Origin of the sequence: Actinospica robiniae DSM 44927 (assembly GCF_000504285.1) — a bacterium.
In the GTDB taxonomy this organism is placed as follows: Bacteria; Actinomycetota; Actinomycetes; order Streptomycetales; family Catenulisporaceae; genus Actinospica; species Actinospica robiniae.
Map to the genome: position 1 here is coordinate 8,207,011 of NZ_KI632511.1, position 18,890 is coordinate 8,225,900.

General features: G+C 73.0%; 16 protein-coding genes. 9 read left to right on the forward strand and 7 right to left on the reverse strand.

What is annotated here, in order from left to right:
* Positions 1 to 30 precede the first annotated feature (30 nt).
* Positions 31 to 2,649 (forward strand): beta-glucosidase, encoded by a 2,619-nt coding sequence (locus ACTRO_RS35450; protein WP_211244514.1) that lies wholly within the window; start codon positions 31 to 33, stop codon positions 2,647 to 2,649.
* Between the two features lie 118 nt (positions 2,650 to 2,767).
* Here the strand turns inward: ACTRO_RS35450 and ACTRO_RS35455 are convergent, their stop codons facing one another.
* The gene (locus ACTRO_RS35455; protein WP_034270264.1) at positions 2,768 to 3,592 is read right to left on the reverse strand and encodes a phosphotransferase; all 825 of its coding nucleotides are present in this window, start codon (positions 3,590 to 3,592) and stop codon (positions 2,768 to 2,770) included.
* Between the two features lie 38 nt (positions 3,593 to 3,630).
* Here ACTRO_RS35455 and ACTRO_RS35460 point away from each other — a divergent pair, with 38 nt between their 5' ends.
* From ACTRO_RS35460 to fxlM, 4 genes are all read left to right on the forward strand, one after another.
* The gene (locus ACTRO_RS35460; RefSeq protein ID WP_034270267.1) at positions 3,631 to 4,362 is read left to right on the forward strand and encodes an alpha/beta fold hydrolase; all 732 of its coding nucleotides are present in this window, start codon (positions 3,631 to 3,633) and stop codon (positions 4,360 to 4,362) included.
* Between the two features lie 33 nt (positions 4,363 to 4,395).
* Complete coding sequence (locus tag ACTRO_RS44375; RefSeq protein WP_084316763.1) at positions 4,396 to 5,376, forward strand: alpha/beta fold hydrolase; 981 nt, start codon at positions 4,396 to 4,398, stop codon at positions 5,374 to 5,376.
* Positions 5,377 to 5,437: 61 nt separating this feature from the next.
* Entirely contained in the window at positions 5,438 to 6,316 is an 879-nt protein-coding gene (locus ACTRO_RS35470; protein ID WP_084317219.1) for a siderophore-interacting protein, read from the forward strand.
* A gap of 86 nt (positions 6,317 to 6,402) precedes the next feature.
* Positions 6,403 to 7,656, forward strand: coding sequence for a methyltransferase, FxLD system (gene fxlM / locus ACTRO_RS35475; RefSeq protein ID WP_051451884.1), 1,254 nt, complete (start codon positions 6,403 to 6,405; stop codon positions 7,654 to 7,656).
* A gap of 25 nt (positions 7,657 to 7,681) precedes the next feature.
* On the opposite strand, the gene ACTRO_RS35480 is transcribed toward fxlM, so the two are convergent.
* From ACTRO_RS35480 to ACTRO_RS44380, 5 genes are all read right to left on the reverse strand, one after another.
* Positions 7,682 to 9,001 carry an MFS transporter gene (locus tag ACTRO_RS35480; RefSeq protein WP_084316765.1) on the reverse strand — a complete coding sequence of 440 codons (1,320 nt, stop codon included), beginning with the start codon at positions 8,999 to 9,001 and terminating at the stop codon, positions 7,682 to 7,684.
* A complete protein-coding gene (locus ACTRO_RS35485) occupies positions 9,001 to 10,395 on the reverse strand; it encodes a GH1 family beta-glucosidase (RefSeq protein ID WP_051451885.1) in 1,395 nt (464 codons plus the stop codon). The genes ACTRO_RS35480 and ACTRO_RS35485 overlap by 1 nt, the downstream gene beginning before the upstream one ends.
* Positions 10,396 to 10,425: 30 nt before the next feature.
* The gene (locus ACTRO_RS35490) at positions 10,426 to 11,640 is read right to left on the reverse strand and encodes a glycosyltransferase (protein ID WP_051451886.1); all 1,215 of its coding nucleotides are present in this window, start codon (positions 11,638 to 11,640) and stop codon (positions 10,426 to 10,428) included.
* A 22-nt stretch (positions 11,641 to 11,662) separates the two neighbouring features.
* Positions 11,663 to 12,838, reverse strand: a complete 1,176-nt coding sequence (locus ACTRO_RS35495; protein ID WP_051451887.1) for a CaiB/BaiF CoA transferase family protein — start codon at positions 12,836 to 12,838, stop codon at positions 11,663 to 11,665.
* Positions 12,839 to 12,915: 77 nt separating this feature from the next.
* Positions 12,916 to 13,482 (reverse strand): TetR/AcrR family transcriptional regulator, encoded by a 567-nt coding sequence (locus tag ACTRO_RS44380; RefSeq protein ID WP_051451888.1) that lies wholly within the window; start codon positions 13,480 to 13,482, stop codon positions 12,916 to 12,918.
* Positions 13,483 to 13,551: 69 nt separating this feature from the next.
* Here ACTRO_RS44380 and ACTRO_RS35505 point away from each other — a divergent pair, with 69 nt between their 5' ends.
* Positions 13,552 to 14,727 carry an FAD-dependent monooxygenase gene (locus ACTRO_RS35505; protein ID WP_051451889.1) on the forward strand — a complete coding sequence of 392 codons (1,176 nt, stop codon included), beginning with the start codon at positions 13,552 to 13,554 and terminating at the stop codon, positions 14,725 to 14,727.
* 49 nt (positions 14,728 to 14,776) lie between these two features.
* The gene (locus ACTRO_RS35510) at positions 14,777 to 15,535 is read left to right on the forward strand and encodes a protein-tyrosine phosphatase family protein (RefSeq protein ID WP_034270272.1); all 759 of its coding nucleotides are present in this window, start codon (positions 14,777 to 14,779) and stop codon (positions 15,533 to 15,535) included.
* Positions 15,536 to 15,559: 24 nt separating this feature from the next.
* On the opposite strand, the gene ACTRO_RS35515 is transcribed toward ACTRO_RS35510, so the two are convergent.
* Entirely contained in the window at positions 15,560 to 17,323 is a 1,764-nt protein-coding gene (locus ACTRO_RS35515; protein ID WP_084316767.1) for an IclR family transcriptional regulator domain-containing protein, read from the reverse strand.
* 152 nt (positions 17,324 to 17,475) lie between these two features.
* On the opposite strand from ACTRO_RS35515, the gene ACTRO_RS35520 reads away from it, so the two are divergent.
* Complete coding sequence (locus tag ACTRO_RS35520) at positions 17,476 to 18,255, forward strand: CoA transferase subunit A (RefSeq protein WP_034270275.1); 780 nt, start codon at positions 17,476 to 17,478, stop codon at positions 18,253 to 18,255.
* Complete coding sequence (locus tag ACTRO_RS35525; RefSeq protein WP_034270277.1) at positions 18,255 to 18,887, forward strand: CoA transferase subunit B; 633 nt, start codon at positions 18,255 to 18,257, stop codon at positions 18,885 to 18,887. The genes ACTRO_RS35520 and ACTRO_RS35525 overlap by 1 nt, the downstream gene beginning before the upstream one ends.
* Positions 18,888 to 18,890: the final 3 nt, after the last annotated feature.

Below are 18,890 nucleotides of genomic sequence, written 5' to 3' on the forward strand. Positions count from 1 at the left end.
TCCGCAAGCCCTCAGGAGCAAGGAGGCCCGGTGGAGCACGGGCAGATTGATCAGAAAGCAACGGCCGTGCCGCGCGCCGAGCAGCGTTCCGCCTCGCCGCACGAACTCGAGTCCGCGGTGGCCGCACTGACCCTGGAACAGAAGATCGCGCTGCTGACCGGCGTGGACAACTTCACCATGCCGGGCGAGCCGGAGATCGGGCTGCGCGGCCTGGTGTTCTCCGACGGCCCGGCCGGCGTGCGCGGTCCGGTGCTCGACCCGGCCGACCGTTCCTCCAGCCTGCCCGCCCCGATCGCGCTGGCCGCGCTGTGGGACCCGGAGCTGGTCGAGCGGGTCGGCGCGGAGCTGGGCGCCGAGTCCAAGGCCAAGGGTGTGGACGCGCTGCTGGCGCCGACGCTGAACCTGGCTCGCAGCCCCTACGGCGGCCGCGGGTTCGAGTCGTACGGCGAGGACCCGGTGCTGGCCGCGTCGACCGGCGCCGCGTTCGTGCGCGGCGTGCAGTCGGCCGGGGTCGCCATGGTGGCCAAGCACTACGTCGGCAACGACGCAGAGGTCGACCGCTGGACGGTCGACGTCCGGATCGACGAGGCGACGCTGCGCGAGGTCTACCTCGTCCCGTTCGAAGCCGCCGTCACGGAGGGCGACTGCGCGGCCGTGATGGCCGGGTACAACCTCGTCAACGGCACCACCATGACCGAGCACGGGCACCTGCTCGTGGACGTGCTCAAGCGGGAGTGGGGATTCACCGGCGCGGTGGTCTCCGACTGGTTCGCGGCGCGGTCCACCGAGGCCACCGCCAAGGCCGGCCTCGACGTCTGCATGCCCGGGCCGGACGGCCCGTGGGGCGCGGCGCTGGTGCAGGCGGTCGAGCGCGGGGAGGTGACCGAGCAGGAGATCGACGACAAGGTGCTGCGCCTGCTGCGGGTCGCCGTGCTCACCGGCGCCTTCCGCGGCCCGGAGCCCTCGCCCAAGCCGGGTCCGCACGCCAGCCGCGCGGTCCTGCGCAAGGCCGCGGCCAGCGCGTTCACGCTGCTGCGCAACATCGGTCCGCTGCTGCCGCTGGGCAGCCCGGGCGGGCGCGGCGCGCTCTCCGGCCCGGGCGCGCGTCCGGGCTCGATCGCGCTGATCGGTCCGAACGTCGCCGAGCCGCAGTTCCAGGGCCGGGGCAGCGCGGAGATCGGCATGGCCGCGGGCGTCACGCCGGCCGAGGGGCTGCGCGCGGCGCTCAGCGCGGCGATGGCCTCGGGCCGCGGTCCGAGCGAGGACGCCTCGCCGGCCTCGCTGCTGCGGATCGCGCAGGGCTGCCGCACCTGGACCTCGACGCCGCTGCCGGCCCCGGCCACGCTGCGCGAGCCGGAGACCGGCGAGCCCGGCACCCGGCTGGAGGTCTACACCGCCGACGGCGAGCTGCGCTACACCGGCGTGCGCCCGACCAGCGAGGTGACCTGGTGGGATCCCGATCCCCTGGTGACCGGCCCGGGCATCGGCCGGATCGTGCTGCGCTCGACCTACACCGCGTCCGGCTCCGGCCGTTACCGAGTGGCGATCGGCGGCATCGGCGAACTCGAACTCGAAGTCAAGGCATGCGGCGCGACCAGCATGGACAGCGGGGAAGCGTTTACTCTGAGCGGTGACGCTCCGCATCCGACGGACACGATGGTCTCGCATGCGGGCCCGTTCGAGTTCGGACGCGAGGTCGAGCTGACGGACGGTGAGATCCTCGAGTTCACCGCCGTCTGCGTGCCGACCGGCTATCAGCACGAGCTGGTCCGGTTCAAGGTCGGCATCGCGCCGGTCGAGACGGACGAGGTGCTGCTCGCCGAGGCGGTCGCGGCCGCCCGGGAGAGCGAGGTGGCCGTGGTCGTGGTCGGTTCGACCGGCACGACCGAGTCCGAGGGCTACGACCGCACCACGCTCGCGCTGCCGGGCCGTCAGGACGAGCTGATCGCGGCGGTCGCCGCGGCCAACCCGCGCACGGTCGTGGTGGTCAACAGCGGTATGCCGGTGCTGATGCCCTGGGCCGACCAGGTCGGCGCGATCATCCAGGCCTGGCTGCCCGGCCAGGAGTTCGGCCACGCGCTCGCCGACGTGCTGTGGGGCGAGCGGGAGCCGGGCGGACGGCTGCCGGTGACGATGCCGCGCACGGAGGCCGACCTGCCGGTCGGCAAGCTCGTGCCGGTGGACGGGGCGCTGGTCTATGACGAGGGCCTGCTGGTCGGGTACCGCGGCTACGACAAGGCCTCGATCGAGCCCCGGTTCCCGTTCGGGCACGGGCTCGGCTACACCGACTGGTCCTACGAGCGGATCGAGGTCCCGCTCGGCCAGACCCGGGCCGGCGCCGACGTGGAGATCACCGTCGCGGTGACCAACATCGGCCGTCGCGCCGGATCCCTGGTGGTCCAGGCGTATCTGTCCGGACCGGCCGGCGACGGCGAGCCCGGGCGTCCGATCCGGGTTCTGGCCGGGTTCAGCCGCGCCCACGCGGGCCCCGGCGAGACCGAGACCGTGCGGATCCACATGCCCAGCCGAGCCTTCGCGCGCTGGGACGAGACCGCGGGCGGCTGGGTCCACCCGCGCGGCAGCTACCGGATCGAGGTCGGTTCCTCGTCCCGGGATCTGCGGCTGCGCTCTGACATAGAGATCGGCTGAGCGGGGAAACACAAGCGGCACCCACGCTCCGGGGCCCGGACACACCGCGTACGGCGGGGTGGTCCGGGCCTTGGCGCGTCGTGGGCGCATCGTGGGGCGTCTGCGCGTCCCGGCCGGATCAGGCGGCCGTCAGTGCGGCCTCGACGGCTGATCCGTTGCGCTCCAGCCAGGCTTCGCGCCGGGTGATGACGTCGCCGACGCCCTCGTCCCACATCCGCCGCCAGCCGCCGCCTTCGACCTCGGCGTGATGCTTCATCAGGTGCCAGGAACGGCGGGTCCGCATGAAGGCAACCTCCACCAGCCGCAGCCGGTCCGCCTCCGACATGCCGTACGCGTCGGCCAGGATGCGGCAGCGGCGCGGTGCGTCCAGGCCGCGCAGGCCGGGGTCGAGGTCGCCCGGGTCGTTCAGCGGCGCCCACCACAGCATCGCGTTGTAGAGCTCGTCGACGCGCGCGCCCGGACGGGCGAGGTCGAAGTCGATCAGCGCGTGAGCGGTGCCGTCGCGGAAGATGAGGTTCTCCGGCGTGATATCGAGGTGCGCGATGACCTCCTCGGGCAGTTCCGGCGCCGGCGGCAGGCCCTCCGGGTGGAGCGGCGGCACGAAGGCTGCCTCGGCGGGCGCGACGAACCCGACGGTGGCGTCGTCGTAGCGACGCAGCAGCCTGCCGATGGAGGCGAGCCTGTCCTCGTCGCCGATCCAGGCCGGGTGCGGCCGTCCGGCCAGCTCGCCCTCGATGAACGTCAGCACCTCGCGTCCGGCCGCGTCGACGCCGAGGTAACGCGGCGCACCGTCGAATCCGACCGCCTCGAGGTGCTGGAGCAGGGCATGCACGAACGCGGCGTTGCGCTTCACGGGCCTGCGCACGGTGTCGCCCACGCGCACGATGCCCTCGGTGACGTCGCCGCCGAACAGCGGGATCTCAGGCTCCGATGAATCGATCATTCAGTCACCGTAGCTCAGTGTTCGGTTAAAGTACGGGTGTGACGTTCGAGGCCGTGGACCGGGTGGTCCGCATCGGCGGATCGACCCTGCTGCACTACCGGGAGACCGGCCCGGCCTCGGGGCTGCCCGTGGTGGCGCTGCACGGGCATCCGGGCTCCGCCGAGACGTGGGACGCGGTGGCGGCAGGCGTCTGCGACGCGGGCGACTACCGCTTCATCGCGGTGACGCAGCGCGGCTACGGACGCAGCAGCCGGGGCGGGCCGTACGCGCTGGACGAGTTCGCCGCGGACGTCCTCGGCTTCGTCGCCGCCCTCGATCCGGGCCGGTTCGTGCTGCTCGGACACAGCATGGGGGGAACGGTCGCGTCGCTGGCCGCGGCACAGGCGCCGACCGGCCTGCTCGGCCTCGTCCTGGAGGACGCCGTGCCTCCACGCGAGGGCGTTCATCTGCCCAAGCCCGTGCGTCCCGCGCATCCCGAATCGCTGCCTTACGACTGGCAGTTGGTGCCAGAGATCTTCGCGCAGCTCGAAGCGCCGGATCCGGCCTGGTGGGCGTCGCTGGCGAGGATCTCCGTGCCGGCGCTGGTGATCGCGGGGGGCTCGACCAGCCACGTGCCGCAAGACACGTTGGCCGACGCCGCGGCGCTGATCCCGCAGGCTCGGCTGGTGACGTTCGAGGGCGTCGGCCACTCCATCCACCGCGACGCGCCCGCACGCTTCCGCGACGAGCTGACCGGATTCCTCCAGGCCGTCACAGGGCCGGCCGCCTGATCCTCCCGCAGACGGTACCCCTACGATGCGAGCATGCCGGGGTTTCGCAGCAGCCTGGTGCGTCTTCTGCGCCAATGGGTCGTCGCCGTCACCGTGATGGTGGCCGGCTTCACCGCCTTCAGCTTCGTCTACAACCTGACGACGGAGGGCGCCGTGGCGCCGCCGTCGGGTCTGACCTACGTGCCCACGGGTGATATCGACACGCGTTACCGCGAATGGGGGACGTCCGGCTCGCCGGTGCTGCTGCTGCACGGCTTCGTCGAGTCGGCGGACAGCTGGCAGACGACGGCCGTGCTGCTCGCCCGGGACCACCGCGTCTACGCGATCGACCTCGACGGTTTCGGATACTCCTCGCGGGTCGCGCCGTACTCGACCGCGCACTTGACGACGCAGGTGATGGACTTCATCGCGGCCATGCACCTCGTGCGGCCGGTGCTGGTGGGGCACTCGAGCGGCGCGGCGGTCGCGGCGGCGGTAGCCCTGGCGGAGCCGGGGAACGTGGGCGGGGTGATGTTCCTGGACGGCGACGGTTTGCCGCTGTCCGGGACCGCGGACGGCGGGCGGGACTCGGCCGGGTTCGGCTTCGGCATCCCGCAGCCGTATCGCACGACCCTGCTCCGGCTGGTGCTGCGCTCGGACGACATGATCCGCCTCATCTACACCGAGACCTGCGGCACGCGCTGCCCGGTGCTGGACGAGGCCGGCATCGACCAGTGGCGCCGCCCGTTCCAGGTGGCCGGGGCCGAGCCGGCCGCCTTCGACGTGCTCAACGCGGGCATCCCGTCGCTGCCGGTGGCGAGCCTCGAGCGGCTGGCCGCCCTGCCCTTCCCCAAAGCGGTGGTCTACGGCGCCGACGACCCGGAGTACGCGCCGGGCTCGGCCGCGCAGACGGCCGCGCGGATCGGCGCCCCCGCGCCGACGCTCATTCCGAACGCCCGCCACCTGACCATGATCAGCGACCCGGCCGTGGTCGCGGCGTCTGTCGAGCGGCTGGCGGCCTCGGCGACAGGCTAACGACTGTCGTTAGCACTACGAAGATATACCTCGGACATACCCGTCGGCTATGATCGCGGGCATGACTACCCAGGAATCCCCCACTCCCGCCGGACGAGGCGGCCGCGAACGGGGCGGACCGGCCCACCGGGGCGAAGTGCTGCGGGTCGAGCAGCTCACCCCGCACCTGGTGCGCGTCGTCCTCGGCGGCGACGGGCTCGCCGGATTCGCCACCCGCGGGCAGACCGACCACTACGTCAAGCTGCTCTTCCCGGCGCCCGGCGTCACCTACCCGGAGCCGTTCGACGTGCGCCGGATCCGCGAGGAGGTGCCGCGCGAGCAGTGGCCGTCCACGCGCACCTACACCGTGCGCAGCTGGGACGAACAGACCCGCGAACTCGCGCTCGACTTCGTGGTGCACGGCGACGAGGGCATCGCCGGCCCGTGGGCCGTGCACGCGCGGCCCGGCGACGTGCTGCACTTCTCCGGCCCCGGCGGCGGCTACGCGCCCGACCCCGAGGCCCCCTGGCACCTGCTGGCCGGCGACGAGACCGCCCTGCCCGCCATCGCCGCGGCGCTCGAAGCGCTGCCGGCCGAGGCCCGGGGGCATGCCTTCGTCGAGGTCGTCGACGCCGCCGAGGAGCTCAAGCTCGCCGCGCCCGACGGGGTGCACGTCACCTGGCTGCACCGCGGCGACGGCGTCGTCGGCGGCAAGCTGGTCGAGGCCGTGTCCACCCTGGACTTCCCCGAGGGCGTGCCGCAGGTGTTCGTGCACGGCGAAGCCGGCTTCGTCAAGGAGCTGCGAGCGCTGCTGCGGGTCGAGCGCGGCTTCCCGCGCGAGTCGCTGTCCATCTCCGGGTACTGGCGCCTCGGCCACGACGAGGACGGCTGGCAGACCTCGAAGCGCGAGTGGAACGCCCAGGTCGAGCGCGAGCAGGAGCCTGTGGGCGAGCAAAGCTAGCGCGCCGTTCCGCCGCTCGGAGGCCGCAGCCCGTTACGATGCCGGGGGCGGTCGGCCGCCGCCCCGGAGCAGGACGGGGTCGTGAAGTGGATGCTCCGCCGGGCGTCGGAGAGCTCGACGCGGACGAGCCGGACGCCGACGAGCTGCGCGCCGCGATGACCACGTGGCTGCGCGAGCAGGGCTCGATCCGCAGTGCGAGCGTGGCGGCGGCGTTCCGGTACACGCCGCGGCACCTCTTCCTCCCGGGTGTCGGGCTGTATCAGGCCTATGCGGACTCGGTGGTGCCCACCAAGTACGACGCGCAGGGCCAGTCCATCTCGGCCGCGTCGCAGCCCACGATCGTCGCTTTGATGCTGGAGCAGCTCGACGTGCGGCGCGGCCAGAGCGTGCTCGAGATCGGCGCGGGCACCGGGTACAACGCGGCGCTGCTCGGGCGCCTGGTCGGGCGGCCCGGCAAGGTGGTCACCATGGACGTGGACCGGGACCTGGTGGAGGCGGCGGCCGCGCACCTGCTCGCGGCCGAGGCGTCCAACGTCGAGGTCGTGCTCGGCGACGGCGCGCTCGGCCTCCCCTCCCACGCGCCGTACGACCGGATCACGGTGACCGTCGGCGCGGGCGACGTCCCGCCCGGCTGGGTCGAACAGCTCGCCCCGGGCGGACGGCTGGTGGTGCCGCTGCGCCTGCGCGGCGACGTCACCTTCTCGCTCGCCCTCGACCTCGCCCCGGACGGACGGCTGTACTCGTCCTCGACCGAGGCGTGCACCTTCATGCCGTTGCGCGGCATCGCGGACGACGCCGGCCACGTGGTGGACCTGACCTTGGACAGCTCGGTCAGCGTGCACCTGCACCACGAGCACGAAGGCGAGCACGAATCGGATCCGGAGGCGCTGGGCCACGCCTTGGACCAGCCGGCGGGAGAGATCTCCACCGGCGTCCTGCTCGACTACGGCGACTCCTTCTCGCCGCTCGACCTCTACCTCACCTGCGCGCTGCCCGGCGGCCTGTGCAAGCTGACCACGTCTCCCGGCGCCGAGGCGGGGCTGTTCGGCGGCGGCATGGCCGCGGTGACCGGACGCTCGATCGCCTGCCTGACGGTGTTTCCGGGCTCCGGCGCGGAGGCGGGGCGAGCCGAGAACGGCTGGGAGGTGGGCGTGGCCGGGTTCGGGCCGGAGGGCACCAAGCTCACCGAGACCGTCGCCGCGGCCATCCAGGACTGGGACCGCGAGGTGCGCGGCGCCGCGCCCCGCTTCGTACTGGCGCAGGGCGACGCGCGCAGCGGTCTGAGCGGACGGTTCGTGATCGACAAGCGGTTCAACCGGATCGCGGTGGACTGGGGCTGAGGCTTCCCAGTCCACGGATACCGTCTCAGTCCACGGATTCGATCTTCCGCACGAACACCGTCCCGGCGACCGTGACGACGGCCACCAGCAGGTAGAGCGCCGAGTAGCCGCCGAGGTAGGTGACCACCGGCGCGGCGATCGCCGGGCCGAGCACCTGCGGGGCGGAGTTGGCGATGTTGATGATGCCGAGGTCCTTGGCCCGGTCCTGCTCGGCCGGCAGCACCTGGGTGATCAGCGCCTGGTCGACCGAGAGGTAGACGCCGTTGCCCAGGCCCAGGATCGCGGCCGCGACGAGCACGCCGGTCCAGGTGGGCCAGGCGGCCAGCAGCAGCGCGGCGACGGCCATGACGTAGCCGGCCACGACGACCGAGGGCTTGCGCTTGCCCGACCGGTCCGAGATCGCGCCGCCGATGACGACGGTGGCCAGCGTGGTGACGGTGTAGAGGACGATGACGATCAGCAGTCCGTCGGACGCGGTCTGACCGGGGAACCGGTTCTGGTACTGGACTTTGTCGCGCAGGAAGTAGAGCAGGTAGAGCGTGGCGAGGGCGTTGCCGAGTTGGACCAGGAAGCGGGTGCCCCAGGCCCAGGCGAAGTCCGGGTGCCGGCGCGGGCTGATCCGGAAGGCGCGCAACAGGGCCCTGAAATCGAAGGCGGGCCGCTCCGCGGCCGGCTGCGGCGGGTCCGGGGAACGCAGCACGATCGGCAGAGCACACAGCACGACCAGGATCCCGAGCGTCGTGTAGCCGCTCACCCGCCCGGTCACCACGACGGAGACGAGCACGACGGCGACGACCACGCCGAGGGACTGGGTCAGCCCGACCCAGCCGGAGACGACGCCGCGCTGGCGCACCGGCACCCGGTCCGGCACCAGTGCACTGATTCCCGCTTGCAGGGCATTGAGGCCGGCCTGCGCGACGCACCACAGCAGCGTCACGCCGAGGATGCCGTGCTGCCCGGAGAGCCCGGCCAGCCCGAGGCAGCCGAGCAGCGCGCCGCCGAGGATCCAGGGGCGGCGCCGGCCGAACCGGGAGCCGGTGGCGTCGGACAGGGCTCCGGCGACCGGCCCCGCCACCAGCGCGACCAGGGCGCCGAAGCCGGTGACGACGCCGAGCATGGCGGACTTGTCGTGCGGGGCGATGTCCTGGACCTGGTCCGGCAGCAGCACCTGCAGCGGCCCGAAGTAGCCGAGCCACAGGCCCAGGTTGGCCAGGGCGAGCGCGGTGGTCCAGCCGCGGCCGACGGCGCGGCCTTCGGCGGTCTCCGGCCGCCCGGCGGCGGGTATCGCGGCGGCGGGGTCGCCGTCGGCCGCGTCGCCGCCGAGGCGGCCGGAGACCGCGCTCATCAGCCGGCTGAGCCGGAGCGCTGGTCCTGGATCAGCGCGCGCAGCCAGTGGTAGGAGTCCTTGGGCGTGCGCGCGAAGGTGTCGAAGTCGACCCGGACGATGCCGAAGCGCTGCTCGAAGCCCTGGTCCCACTCGAAGTTGTCCAGCAGCGTCCAGACCACGTAGCCGAGCACGTCCACGCCGGCCTCGATCGCTTCGTGCAGGGCCCTGATGTGGCCGTCGAGGAACTCGATCCGGCCCTCGTCGTGCACGACGCCGTCCTGGTCCGGCTCGTCCAGGGTGGAGCAGCCGTTCTCGGTGATCAGGACCGGCGGCAGCGCGGCTCCGTAGCGCTGCTTGAGGGTGACCAGGATCTCGGTCAGCCCCTCGGGCACGATCGGCCAGCCGAACGCGGTCACCGGCGCGCCCTCGACCCCGCGCAGCTCGAACGGCAGGCCGAGGGAGAGCGGGGAGGTGGAGGCGGCCAGCGGGTCGAGCCCGGCGGCGGTGGTCGGGTTGTAGTAGTTGACCCCGAGCACGTCCGGACGCCCGGACGAGATGATCTTCAGATCGCCTTCGTGCACGTACTCCGGGGCGTCCTCGAACCCGAAGACGGACAGGTCGGCGTACTCGCCGAGCAGCAGCGGGTCGGTCAGCACCCGGTTGTGCAGCGTGTCGTAGGCGTGCGCGGCGGCGATGTCGGCCGGGGCCGAGCTCGCGGCGCGCACCGGGGTGTAGTTGTGGGCGAGGCCCACCTTCAGTCCCCGGGCGCGCAGCTCGGCGGCGGCCAGGCCGTGCGCGAGCAGCTGGTGGTGGGCGCCGGGCAGCGCCTCGAAGCCGAGGGTGCGGCCGGGCGCGTGGGTGCCGAGCGCGTAGCCGAGGGCAAGGTGGATGAACGGCTCGTTGAGCGTGTGCACGGTCTCGACCCGGCCGGCGAAGAACTCGGCCATGAGCGCGGCGTACTCGGCGAAGCGGTACGCGGTCTCCCGGTTGAGCCAGCCGCCCTGGTCCTCGAGCGCCTGCGGCAGGTCCCAGTGGTAGAGCGTCGGCACGGCGGTGATCCCGCGGCTGCTCAGGGCCTCGAGCAGGCGGTCGTAGTAGTCCAGGCCCGCCTCGAGCGCGGGGCCGGTGCCCTCGGGCTGGATCCGGGGCCAGGCCACCGAGAACCGGTAGAGGTCCGCGCCGAGCTCGGCGGCGAGCTCCGCGTCCTCGGCGTAGCGGTGGTAGCTGTCGCAGGCCTCGTCACCGGTGCTCGCGTCCGCGATGGTGCCCGGGGTGTGGGCGAAGCGGTCCCAGACCGACTCGCCGCGTCCGCCCTCGTGCACGCCTCCTTCGACCTGGTAGCAGGAGGTGCCGGCGCCCCAGAGGAATCCTTCCGGGAAGCGCGGCAGCGGGCGGGCGGGGGTGTGCGTCATCGGATCGGGCTCCGTTTCTTGAATCTGTGTTCATGTTAGGGCGCGGGGGCTGGCCTCACCAGAGTCGGCGGTGCGCCCTTTCCAGGCGCCGCCCCGGCCGCGGCGGTGCCGGCGGGCCGAGTCCACGGTCATCGCGCCGTACAGGGCCATCACGGTGGGCAGCAGGAGGGCGCGCCAGGCGGCGAGGCGGTAGAGCCGGAGGACCGGCAGATAGCTGAGGGTCAGCAGCGCCCAGGCGAGAAGCGCGGGCACGGCCGCGGTCCAGGCGCCGGCGGCCGCGCCCGCCACGCCGACCAACGGCGGCACCCCGTAGGTCAGGGCGAGGCCGAGGACGGTACCGGCCAGAAGCCAGGGGTTGCACCGCAGTTGGGTGTAGGCGCTGCGCGCGATCATATCCCAGAGGTCTGCCATGCGCGGGTAAGGACGCAGGCTGCGCACGCTCCGGGTGACGCCGAGCCAGGTGCGGCCGCCTGTAACTTTCAGCAGCCGGCCGAGGGCGACGTCGTCGATCCGGGCGGAGGCGATCGGGGCCAGCCCGCCCGCCTGCTCCAGCCGCGATCGGCGCACCAGCATGCACCCGCCGGCCGCGCCCGCGGTGCGGCTGCGGGCGCTGCGGATCCAGGCGGGCGGATAGAGCTGGAAGAAGCTGTAGACGAAGGCCGGGACGATGTGGCGTTCCGCGGCCGACTTGGTGCTCAGCCGGGCCATCAGCGAGACGAGGTCCCAGCCGCCGGCCCGGGCGTGGGCGACGAGGCGGCGCACGCTGTCCGGCGGATGGCCGATGTCGGCGTCGGTGAAGAGCACGTACTCGCTCGGGCCGCAGGCGCGCAGCGCGCGGTCCATCGCCGCGACCTTCCCGGCCCAGCCCGGCGGCGGGCCGTCCCCGCGCAGCACCTCGAGGGTGATCCGCTCCGCGCCCTCGGCCAGCCGGCGGGCCAGCTCGCCGGTCCCGTCCGAGCTCGCGTCGTCCACCAGGACGATCTCGAGCCGGCCCGGATAGTCCTGGGCCAGCAGCGTCGGAAGCGTCTCCGGCAGGATCTCCGCCTCGTCCCGGGCCGGCACGACCACGACGACGGCGGGCCACTCCTCGTCGGCGCCGGGCGTCGGCGCGGACGAAACCGGCACCGGTGGAAGGCTGATGTCCATCCGCCAGAACCCGCCTCGGAACGCCACCAGGCTGACCCAGATGGCGAGCGAGATCCAGGCCGGCACCGCGAGTACGTCGAAGACTGTGGTCACAGGCATCAGCCTGCCATGGCTCGTACGCCTACTCGGTGCCGTGCGACTGCGCCGTTCGGGCGTAGTGCGCGAGCAGTCGCCGGATCTCCGCGCCGTCCTCGTCGAGCCGAGGTGGTGCGGAGCGGTAGGTTGCCGGCGTCTCGCTGAACGCGATCGGGTGCGCGACCTGGCGCAGCGGACCGTCCCGGCGCGGGTCTTCGACCTCTGCCACCGCGCCGAGCCCGAGCCGCTCGGCGAGCGCGAAGGCCTCGGCGAGGTCGTTGATCGGTCCGCAGGGGACGGCGGCCGCGCTCAGCGCCGTGAACCAGGCGTCGGCGTCGCGGGCGGAGAGCAGCCGGTTGAGTTCGGCCGCGAGCTCGTCCCGGTGCGCGACCCGCTCGCGGTTGCCGCCGAAGCGCGGATCGGCGGCCAGTTCCGCCGCGCCGAGGGCCGCGCACAGCCGCTCGAACTGCCGGTCGTTCCCGGCGGCGATGACGATCGGCCGATCGGCCGCCTGGTAGACCTCGTACGGCGCGATGCTCGGGTGCGCGTTGCCGAGCGCGCGCGGCACTACGCCGGCGGCGAGGTAGCCGGACGAGTGGTTGGAGAGCCCTGACAGCAGGGACGTCAGCAGCGAGACCTCGACCCGCTGTCCCGGACCGCCCTGCTCGCGGTGCCGCAGCGCGGCCATGATGCCGAACGCCGCGTGCAGGCCGGTGACGACGTCGACGAGCGCGACGCCGACCTTCGTCCCACTCCCGCCGGTCTCGCCGGTGACGCTCATCAGACCACCGACGGCCTGCACGATCAGGTCGTAGCCGGGCAGGCCGGCGCCCTCGTCCGCGCCGAAGCCGGTGATCGAGCAGTAGACGACGCCCGGATTCAGCTCCCTGACCTGCTCGTAGCCGAGCCCGTGGCGGTCCATGGTGCCGGGCAGGAAGTTCTCCACCACCACGTCCGCGCGCCGCACCAGCTCCCGCGCCAGAGCCGCGTCCTCGGCGGTGGTGAAGTCGAGCGCGACGGACTGCTTGTTGCGGTTGACGCCGAGGAAGTAGGTGGCGGTGGAGTCGGCGAAGGGCGGCCCCCAGGCGCGGGTGTCGTCACCGATCCCCGGCCGCTCCACCTTGACCACCTGCGCGCCGAGGTCGGCGAGCAGCATGGTGGCGTACGGCCCGGCCAGGACCCGGCTGAAGTCGGCGATCAGCACACCGTCGAGCGGTTTCATGGTCGGGCCATGCTACCCGGGTGCCGTACGTCTGCGAAGGTGACGAGGGTGCCGAGAGTGTCTCCGGTGTCTCCGGATCAGCCCTGCGGGCGCAGGCCGTCGAACAGGACACTGAGATAGGCGTGGGTGAGCTCGGCGGAGAGCGGCCCGCTGCGGGCGATGGCGAAGGCGGTCTCGCCGATGAGCTGCATGACGGCGTCCCCGTCGAGATCGGTGCGGATCTCGCCGTCGCGGCGGGCGCCTTCGATCATGCCGTGGGTGGCGGCGACGAGTTCGGCGCGCAGGGCGGTGGTCGCGGGCTGGTTCAGCTCGCCGAGGTGGTCGCCGATGGGGTGGTAGGACGCCTGGAACGCCATCAGCTCGCCGAGGAACGCGCGCAGCGCGGCGTACGGGGTGGTCGCGGCGAGCAGGTCGCGGGCTCGGCTGACGACCGGTTCGAGCAGGCGGGAGACGGCGGCGTCGACGAGGGCGTCCTTGCCGCCGAAGGCGCGCACGACGGTGCCGGCGCCCACGCCCGCCTTCTTGGCGACGGCGTCGACGGTGAGCGGCGCGCCGGGGGTCGCCAGCAAGGACACCGCCGCGTCCAGGACGAGGGCGCGGTTGCGCACGGCGTCGGCACGGGCGCCGGCTGCGGGCGTTGACAAATGGAACGCTCCTTCCAGATAATCAAATGGAACCTTCATTCCAGTTGATTCTAGCGCGAGGAGCCCTCCATGACCGCCCCGCCCCGGATCCTCATCTCCGGCGCGAGCATCGCCGGCCTGACCCTGGCGCACTGGCTCGCCCGCCACGGACTCCAGCCCCTCGTCGTCGAACGCGCCACGGCCCCGCGAGTCGGCGGCAACGGCGTGGACCTGCGCGGTCATGCCCGGGAGGTGGCGCAGCGGATGGGCATCTGGGCCCAGGTGTCCGCGCAGGCGGCGGACGTGCGCAGCGTCAAATTCGTCGACGCCGCCGACCGCGCCGTAGCCCGCCTGCGCATCCACGATCCCGGCGCGATCGAAGTCATGCGCGGGGATCTGGTGGCGCTGCTACGTGAGAAGACCGACGTCGAGATCCTCCACGGCGACAGCATCCGGGAGTTGGAGCAGGACGAGGCGGGCGTGGACGTGAGCTTCGAGAACGCCGCGCCCCGCCGCTTCGATCTGGTCGTGGGAGCCGACGGCATGCACTCGCGGGTCCGGCGTCTGGCCTTCGGGCCGGAGTCCGAGTTCATCCGGCATAAGGACCATTACTTCGCTTTCGCCGACGCCGACGCGGCCCTCGGTGAGGACCGCTGCGTCACCATGTTCAACATGCCCAGCCGGATGGCCGGCATCTACCGTTCGGGAAACCACGCCCAGGCCAAGACGTACTTCGCCTTCCGGTCGCCGCCGCTGGACTACGACCGTCGGGACGTGCCCGCGCACAAGCGGCTGGTGCGCGAAGCCTTCGGACCGCAGCCGCCCTGGCATATCAGCCGTCTGCTGGACGGCGCGCTGGCCGACCCGGAGTTCTACTTCGACGCCGCGGCGCAGGTGCACATGACGTCCTGGTCGAAGGGCCGCGTCGTCCTGGTCGGCGATGCCGCGTGGTGCGTGTCTCCGGCCGCCGGCGCGGGCGCGGAACTGGCGATGGTCGGCGCCTACCGCCTCGCCGGAGAGCTGGCCCAGGCCGAAGGCCGGCACGAGCGGGCCTTCGCCGGGTACGAATCCGCGCACCGGCCGCTCGTCAAGGCCCGGCGGCAGATCGGGCCCAACCTGCGGCTCATGGTCCCGCGCACCCGGGCCGGCCAGAGCGCCCGCAACACGCTGAGCCGACTTCGTATCCTGACACTCGCGGAGGCCGCCGGACGGCGCATGACCCCCGCCGGCGCCGACCCGCTGCCGGTGTACGGAGGCGCGGTCTGACGAAAAACCCACGTGCTCGTGCGCAGCGGGCCCGCCTAGAATCCGCCGCATGGATCTGCGCATCGTGACCACTGCCGAGCGGCCCGACCTGAAATCCTCGTTCGCGAATGCGGAGACCACTGATCCGTGGCCCGCGTTCATGAACGAGGACCCGATATCCCTGCTGTATTACAGCGACAACCGGGTGGCGAACCCGGAGTTCGGCCTGATCGCCTACGACGCCGCGGACCCGGACCAGGCCATCGCCCGCGCGTACTGCGTGCCCTTCGCCTGGGACGGCGATCCGGCGCTCGGCGACCTGCCGATCGACGGGTGGGACGGGGTGATCTGGCGCGGGGCGCGCGACCGGCAGGTGGGTAAGAAGCCGAACATGGTCTCGGCGCTGGAGATCACGATTCCCAAGAACCTGCAGGGCACCGGACTGTCCGCGAAGCTGCTGGCGGCGATGCGGGACAACGTCGCGCGGCTCGGGTTCGAGCATCTCATCGCCCCGGTGCGGCCGAACCGCAAGCACCTGGTCCCGGACCTTCCCATCGACGAGTACGCGGCGCTGGTCCGCGACGACGGACTGCCGCAGGACCCGTGGCTGCGCGTCCACGTCCGCGCCGGCGGCAGAATCGTCGGCGTCTGCAAGCGCGCGATGGTCATCCCCGGCACCCTGGCCGAGTGGCGCACCTGGACCGGCCTGCCGTTCGACCAGTCCGGGCCGGTCGTCGTGCCGGAGGCGCTCGTGCCGGTCCAGTGCAGCGTCGAGCACGACTATGCGGTCTACATCGAGCCGGCAGTGTGGGTGCACCACAAGATCTGAGCCGGCTCTCGCCGAGGACGGGCCTCAGCCGGACACCAGCTCCAGGTCCGCGCTGATCCTGGCCGCGGCCGCGCGGAGCACGGGCAGGACGTCGGCGCGGGCTTCGTCGGCGCTGGTGCGGGCGGCGTGGAGGGAGACGTTGACCGCCGCCACGGCGCGGCCGGCCGGGTCGCGCACGGGGACGGCGATGGAACGCAGGCCTTCTTCGAGCTCTTGGTCCACCAGCGCGCACCCCTCGTCGGCGACGGCCGCGAGCATGCGGGCGAGCGCGGCCGGATCGGTGACGGTGTGGCTCGTCAGGGCTTTGAGTTCGGCCCGAGCCAGTCGCCGGGACCGCTCCGGCTCGGGCAGGTCGGCCAGCAGCACGCGGCCCATCGAGGTCGCGTAGGCGGGGAAGCGGGTGCCGATCATGATGTCCACGCTCATGATCCGCCCCGCCGCGGCTCGGGCGACGTAGCGGATGTCATCGCCGTCGAGCACGGCCATCGAGGCCGACTCGTGCACGGCCGCGACGACTTCGGCCAGGTGCGGCTGCGCGAGTTCGCCGAGCGAGAGCTGGGAGAGCCGGGGGTATCCGAGTTCGAGGATGCGCGGCAGAACCCTGAAACGATTGCCGTCCGTGGTGACGTAGCCCTGGCGGGCCGAGGTGAGCAGGGCGCGGCGGGCGGTGGCCCGGGGCAGGCCGGTCGAGGCGGCGGCCTCGGACAGCGTCATCCCGGCCGGGCCGCCCGCGCCCAACGCCGACAGCACACTGATTCCGCGGGCCAGCGACTGGAGATAGCCGGGGCCGTGCTGCTCCTTCGCGGCGGCGGTCGGATCGATCGGTTCCGCTGGGGCGTCGACGACGGCGGCGTCGACGGCGTTGGCAGCATCGGCAACGTCGACGGCAGCCGCGTCAGCGGGCACGCCGTGCTCGGCCAGCGTCCGGGTCATCCGAGCGGCGCAGTCCAGCATGTCCGGCAGCACCGACTCGGCCAGCGACGCCACCGTCTGCCGGCTGGTGTGGCTGACCACGCTCAGCGCGCACACCAGCGCGCCCGCGGGGTCGCGGACCGGGACCGCGAGGGCGATCAGGCCCTGCTCGATCAGCTGGTCGTCGGCGACCCAGCCGTCCCGCCGCGCCCGCTCGACCCGCTCGCGGAACTCGCCCTCCACCGCGTCGATCGCAGCCACCGCGCCGATCGCGGCCGGCTCGGCGGCCCGGCCGGGGCGGGGCAGCGCCGGGAACCCGTCGCCGGCCGGATCCGCGGCCAGCCGGGCGTGCCAGGCCTCGAAGTCGGCCGCGGTCCAGTCGCGGGCGAACAGCGCGCCGGGGGCGCAGCGCTCGGCCGGCAGGGCGTCGCCGACCCGGAACGAGATCGACAGGGCCCTGCGACGCTTGACCTGGACGATGAAGCGCGCCGCGTCCCGGTCGGGCACGGCGAGGGAGACGGACTCGTCGAGGCGGGCCGCGAGCTCGCGCGCGAGCGGGCCGAGGGCCTCGGGCAGGCCGCTGCCGCGCAGATAAGCGTTGCCCAGCCGGGCGGCCGGGGGAGCGAGCACCAGGTCGCGGCCGTCGCCCTCGGCGCGCAGGCAGTCGAGCTCGAGGAGGGTGGCGGCCACCCGGTCCACGGTCGAGCGGGCCAGCCCGGTGGCCCGGGTCAGCTCGCTGGCGCGCAGCCGCCCGCCGGGCGCGTCGGCCAGGACGCGCAGCACTGCGAAGCCGCGTTCGAGCGGCCCCACGCTCTCGTCGGGGTGCGGCAGCGGCGCTTCGGCCGGCTCCGGGCCGCGCGCTGTCGTCTCCGTCACACCCACCCTTTCCACTCCTGACCTCTCTCGCACTCTAACCGCCCGGGCCCGCGGATTCGCCGCAGCGCGGCGTTGACAAGCGCGGGCGCGCGAAGCAGACTCGGCCCACAGAGTAGTGAATTTTAGTTCATCAGACGAACGGGCTCACGAACATGGACAAGACGGTGGCCACCGCGGCCGAGGCCGTGGCCGGCATCGGGGACGGCTCCTCGCTCGCGGTCGGCGGCTTCGGGCTCAGCGGGGTGCCGAACGTGCTGATCGCCGCGCTCTACGAGCAGGGCGCGCGCGAGCTCAGCGTGGTCTCCAACAACTGCGGGGTGGACGGCGGCGGCCTCGGCATCCTGCTCGCGGCCGGCCGGATCACCCGGGTCACCGGCAGCTACGTGGGCGAGAACAAGGAGTTCGCCCGCCGCTACCTGTCCGGCGAGCTCGAACTCGAGCTGACCCCGCAGGGCACGCTGGCCGAGCGGCTAAGGGCCGGCGGCGCCGGCATCCCGGCCTTCTTTACCCCGGCCGGCGTGGGCACCCAGGTGGCCGAGGGCGGACTGCCCTGGCGCTACGCGCCCGACGGCACGGTCGCCGTGGCCTCCCCGGCCAAGGAGGTGCGCGAGTTCGACGGCGTGGAGTACGTGCTCGAACGCGGCATCCGCACCGACTACGCGCTGGTGCGCGCCTGGAAGGGCGACCGGCACGGCAACCTCGTCTTCCGCCGCGCCTCGCGCAACTTCAACCCGCTGGCCGCGATGGCCGGGCGGACGACCATCGCAGAGGTCGAGCATCTAGTCGAGCCGGGCGAGCTCGAGCCGGACTCCGTGCACCTGCCCGGCGTGTTCGTCCGGCGGGTGCTGCCGCTGAGCCCGGAGCAGGCCGCCGACAAGGGAATCGAGAAGCGCACGGTGAGCGTGCGCGAGGCCGGAGAGGCAGCCCTCTGATGTCCTGGACCCGCGAGCAGATGGCCGCGCGTGCGGCCGCCGAGCTGACCGACGGTTCTTATGTCAACCTCGGTATCGGTCTGCCGACCCTGATTCCCAACCAGCTGCCGCCGGACGTGGACCTGGTGCTGCAGTCCGAGAACGGCATCCTCGGCGTCGGGCCGTACCCGTACCCGGAGGAGCTCGACCCGGACCTGATCAACGCCGGCAAGGAGACGGTCACGGTCCGCCCGGGCGCGGCCTTCTTCGACTCCTCGCTCTCCTTCGGCATGATCCGCGGCGGCCACGTGGACGCCGCCGTGCTCGGCGCCATGCAGGTCTCGGCCCGCGGCGACCTGGCCAACTGGGCCGTGCCGGGCAAGATGATCAAGGGCATGGGCGGCGCGATGGACCTGGTCCACGGCGCCCGCCGGGTGATCGTGCTGATGGAGCACCGGGCCAAGGACGGCGGCTCCAAGATCGTGCCGGAGTGCACCCTGCCGCTGACCGGGCGCCGCTGCGTGCACCGGATCATCACCGACCTCGGCGTGCTCGACGTCACCGCGGACGGGCTGCGCCTGGTCGAGACCGCGCCCGGGGTCAGCCCGGCCGAGCTGCGCGCGGCCACGGCCGCGCCGATTCTGGATGTGTGAGGC

Excerpts from the sequence above, each read along its gene's own strand:
- ACTRO_RS35510 (WP_034270272.1), top strand. The coding sequence starts at position 14,777 with ATGGATCTGCGCATCGTGACCACTGCCGAGCGGCCCGACCTGAAATCC.
- ACTRO_RS35495 (WP_051451887.1), bottom strand. The coding sequence starts at position 12,838 with ATGAAACCGCTCGACGGTGTGCTGATCGCCGACTTCAGCCGGGTCCTG.
- ACTRO_RS35505 (WP_051451889.1), top strand. The coding sequence starts at position 13,552 with ATGACCGCCCCGCCCCGGATCCTCATCTCCGGCGCGAGCATCGCCGGC.
- ACTRO_RS35520 (WP_034270275.1), top strand. The coding sequence starts at position 17,476 with ATGGACAAGACGGTGGCCACCGCGGCCGAGGCCGTGGCCGGCATCGGG.
- ACTRO_RS35480 (WP_084316765.1), bottom strand. The coding sequence starts at position 9,001 with ATGAGCGCGGTCTCCGGCCGCCTCGGCGGCGACGCGGCCGACGGCGAC.
- ACTRO_RS35455 (WP_034270264.1), bottom strand. The coding sequence starts at position 3,592 with ATGATCGATTCATCGGAGCCTGAGATCCCGCTGTTCGGCGGCGACGTC.
- ACTRO_RS44375 (WP_084316763.1), top strand. The coding sequence starts at position 4,396 with ATGCCGGGGTTTCGCAGCAGCCTGGTGCGTCTTCTGCGCCAATGGGTC.
- ACTRO_RS35470 (WP_084317219.1), top strand. The coding sequence starts at position 5,438 with ATGACTACCCAGGAATCCCCCACTCCCGCCGGACGAGGCGGCCGCGAA.
- ACTRO_RS35485 (WP_051451885.1), bottom strand. The coding sequence starts at position 10,395 with ATGACGCACACCCCCGCCCGCCCGCTGCCGCGCTTCCCGGAAGGATTC.
- ACTRO_RS35490 (WP_051451886.1), bottom strand. The coding sequence starts at position 11,640 with ATGCCTGTGACCACAGTCTTCGACGTACTCGCGGTGCCGGCCTGGATC.
- ACTRO_RS35525 (WP_034270277.1), top strand. The coding sequence starts at position 18,255 with ATGTCCTGGACCCGCGAGCAGATGGCCGCGCGTGCGGCCGCCGAGCTG.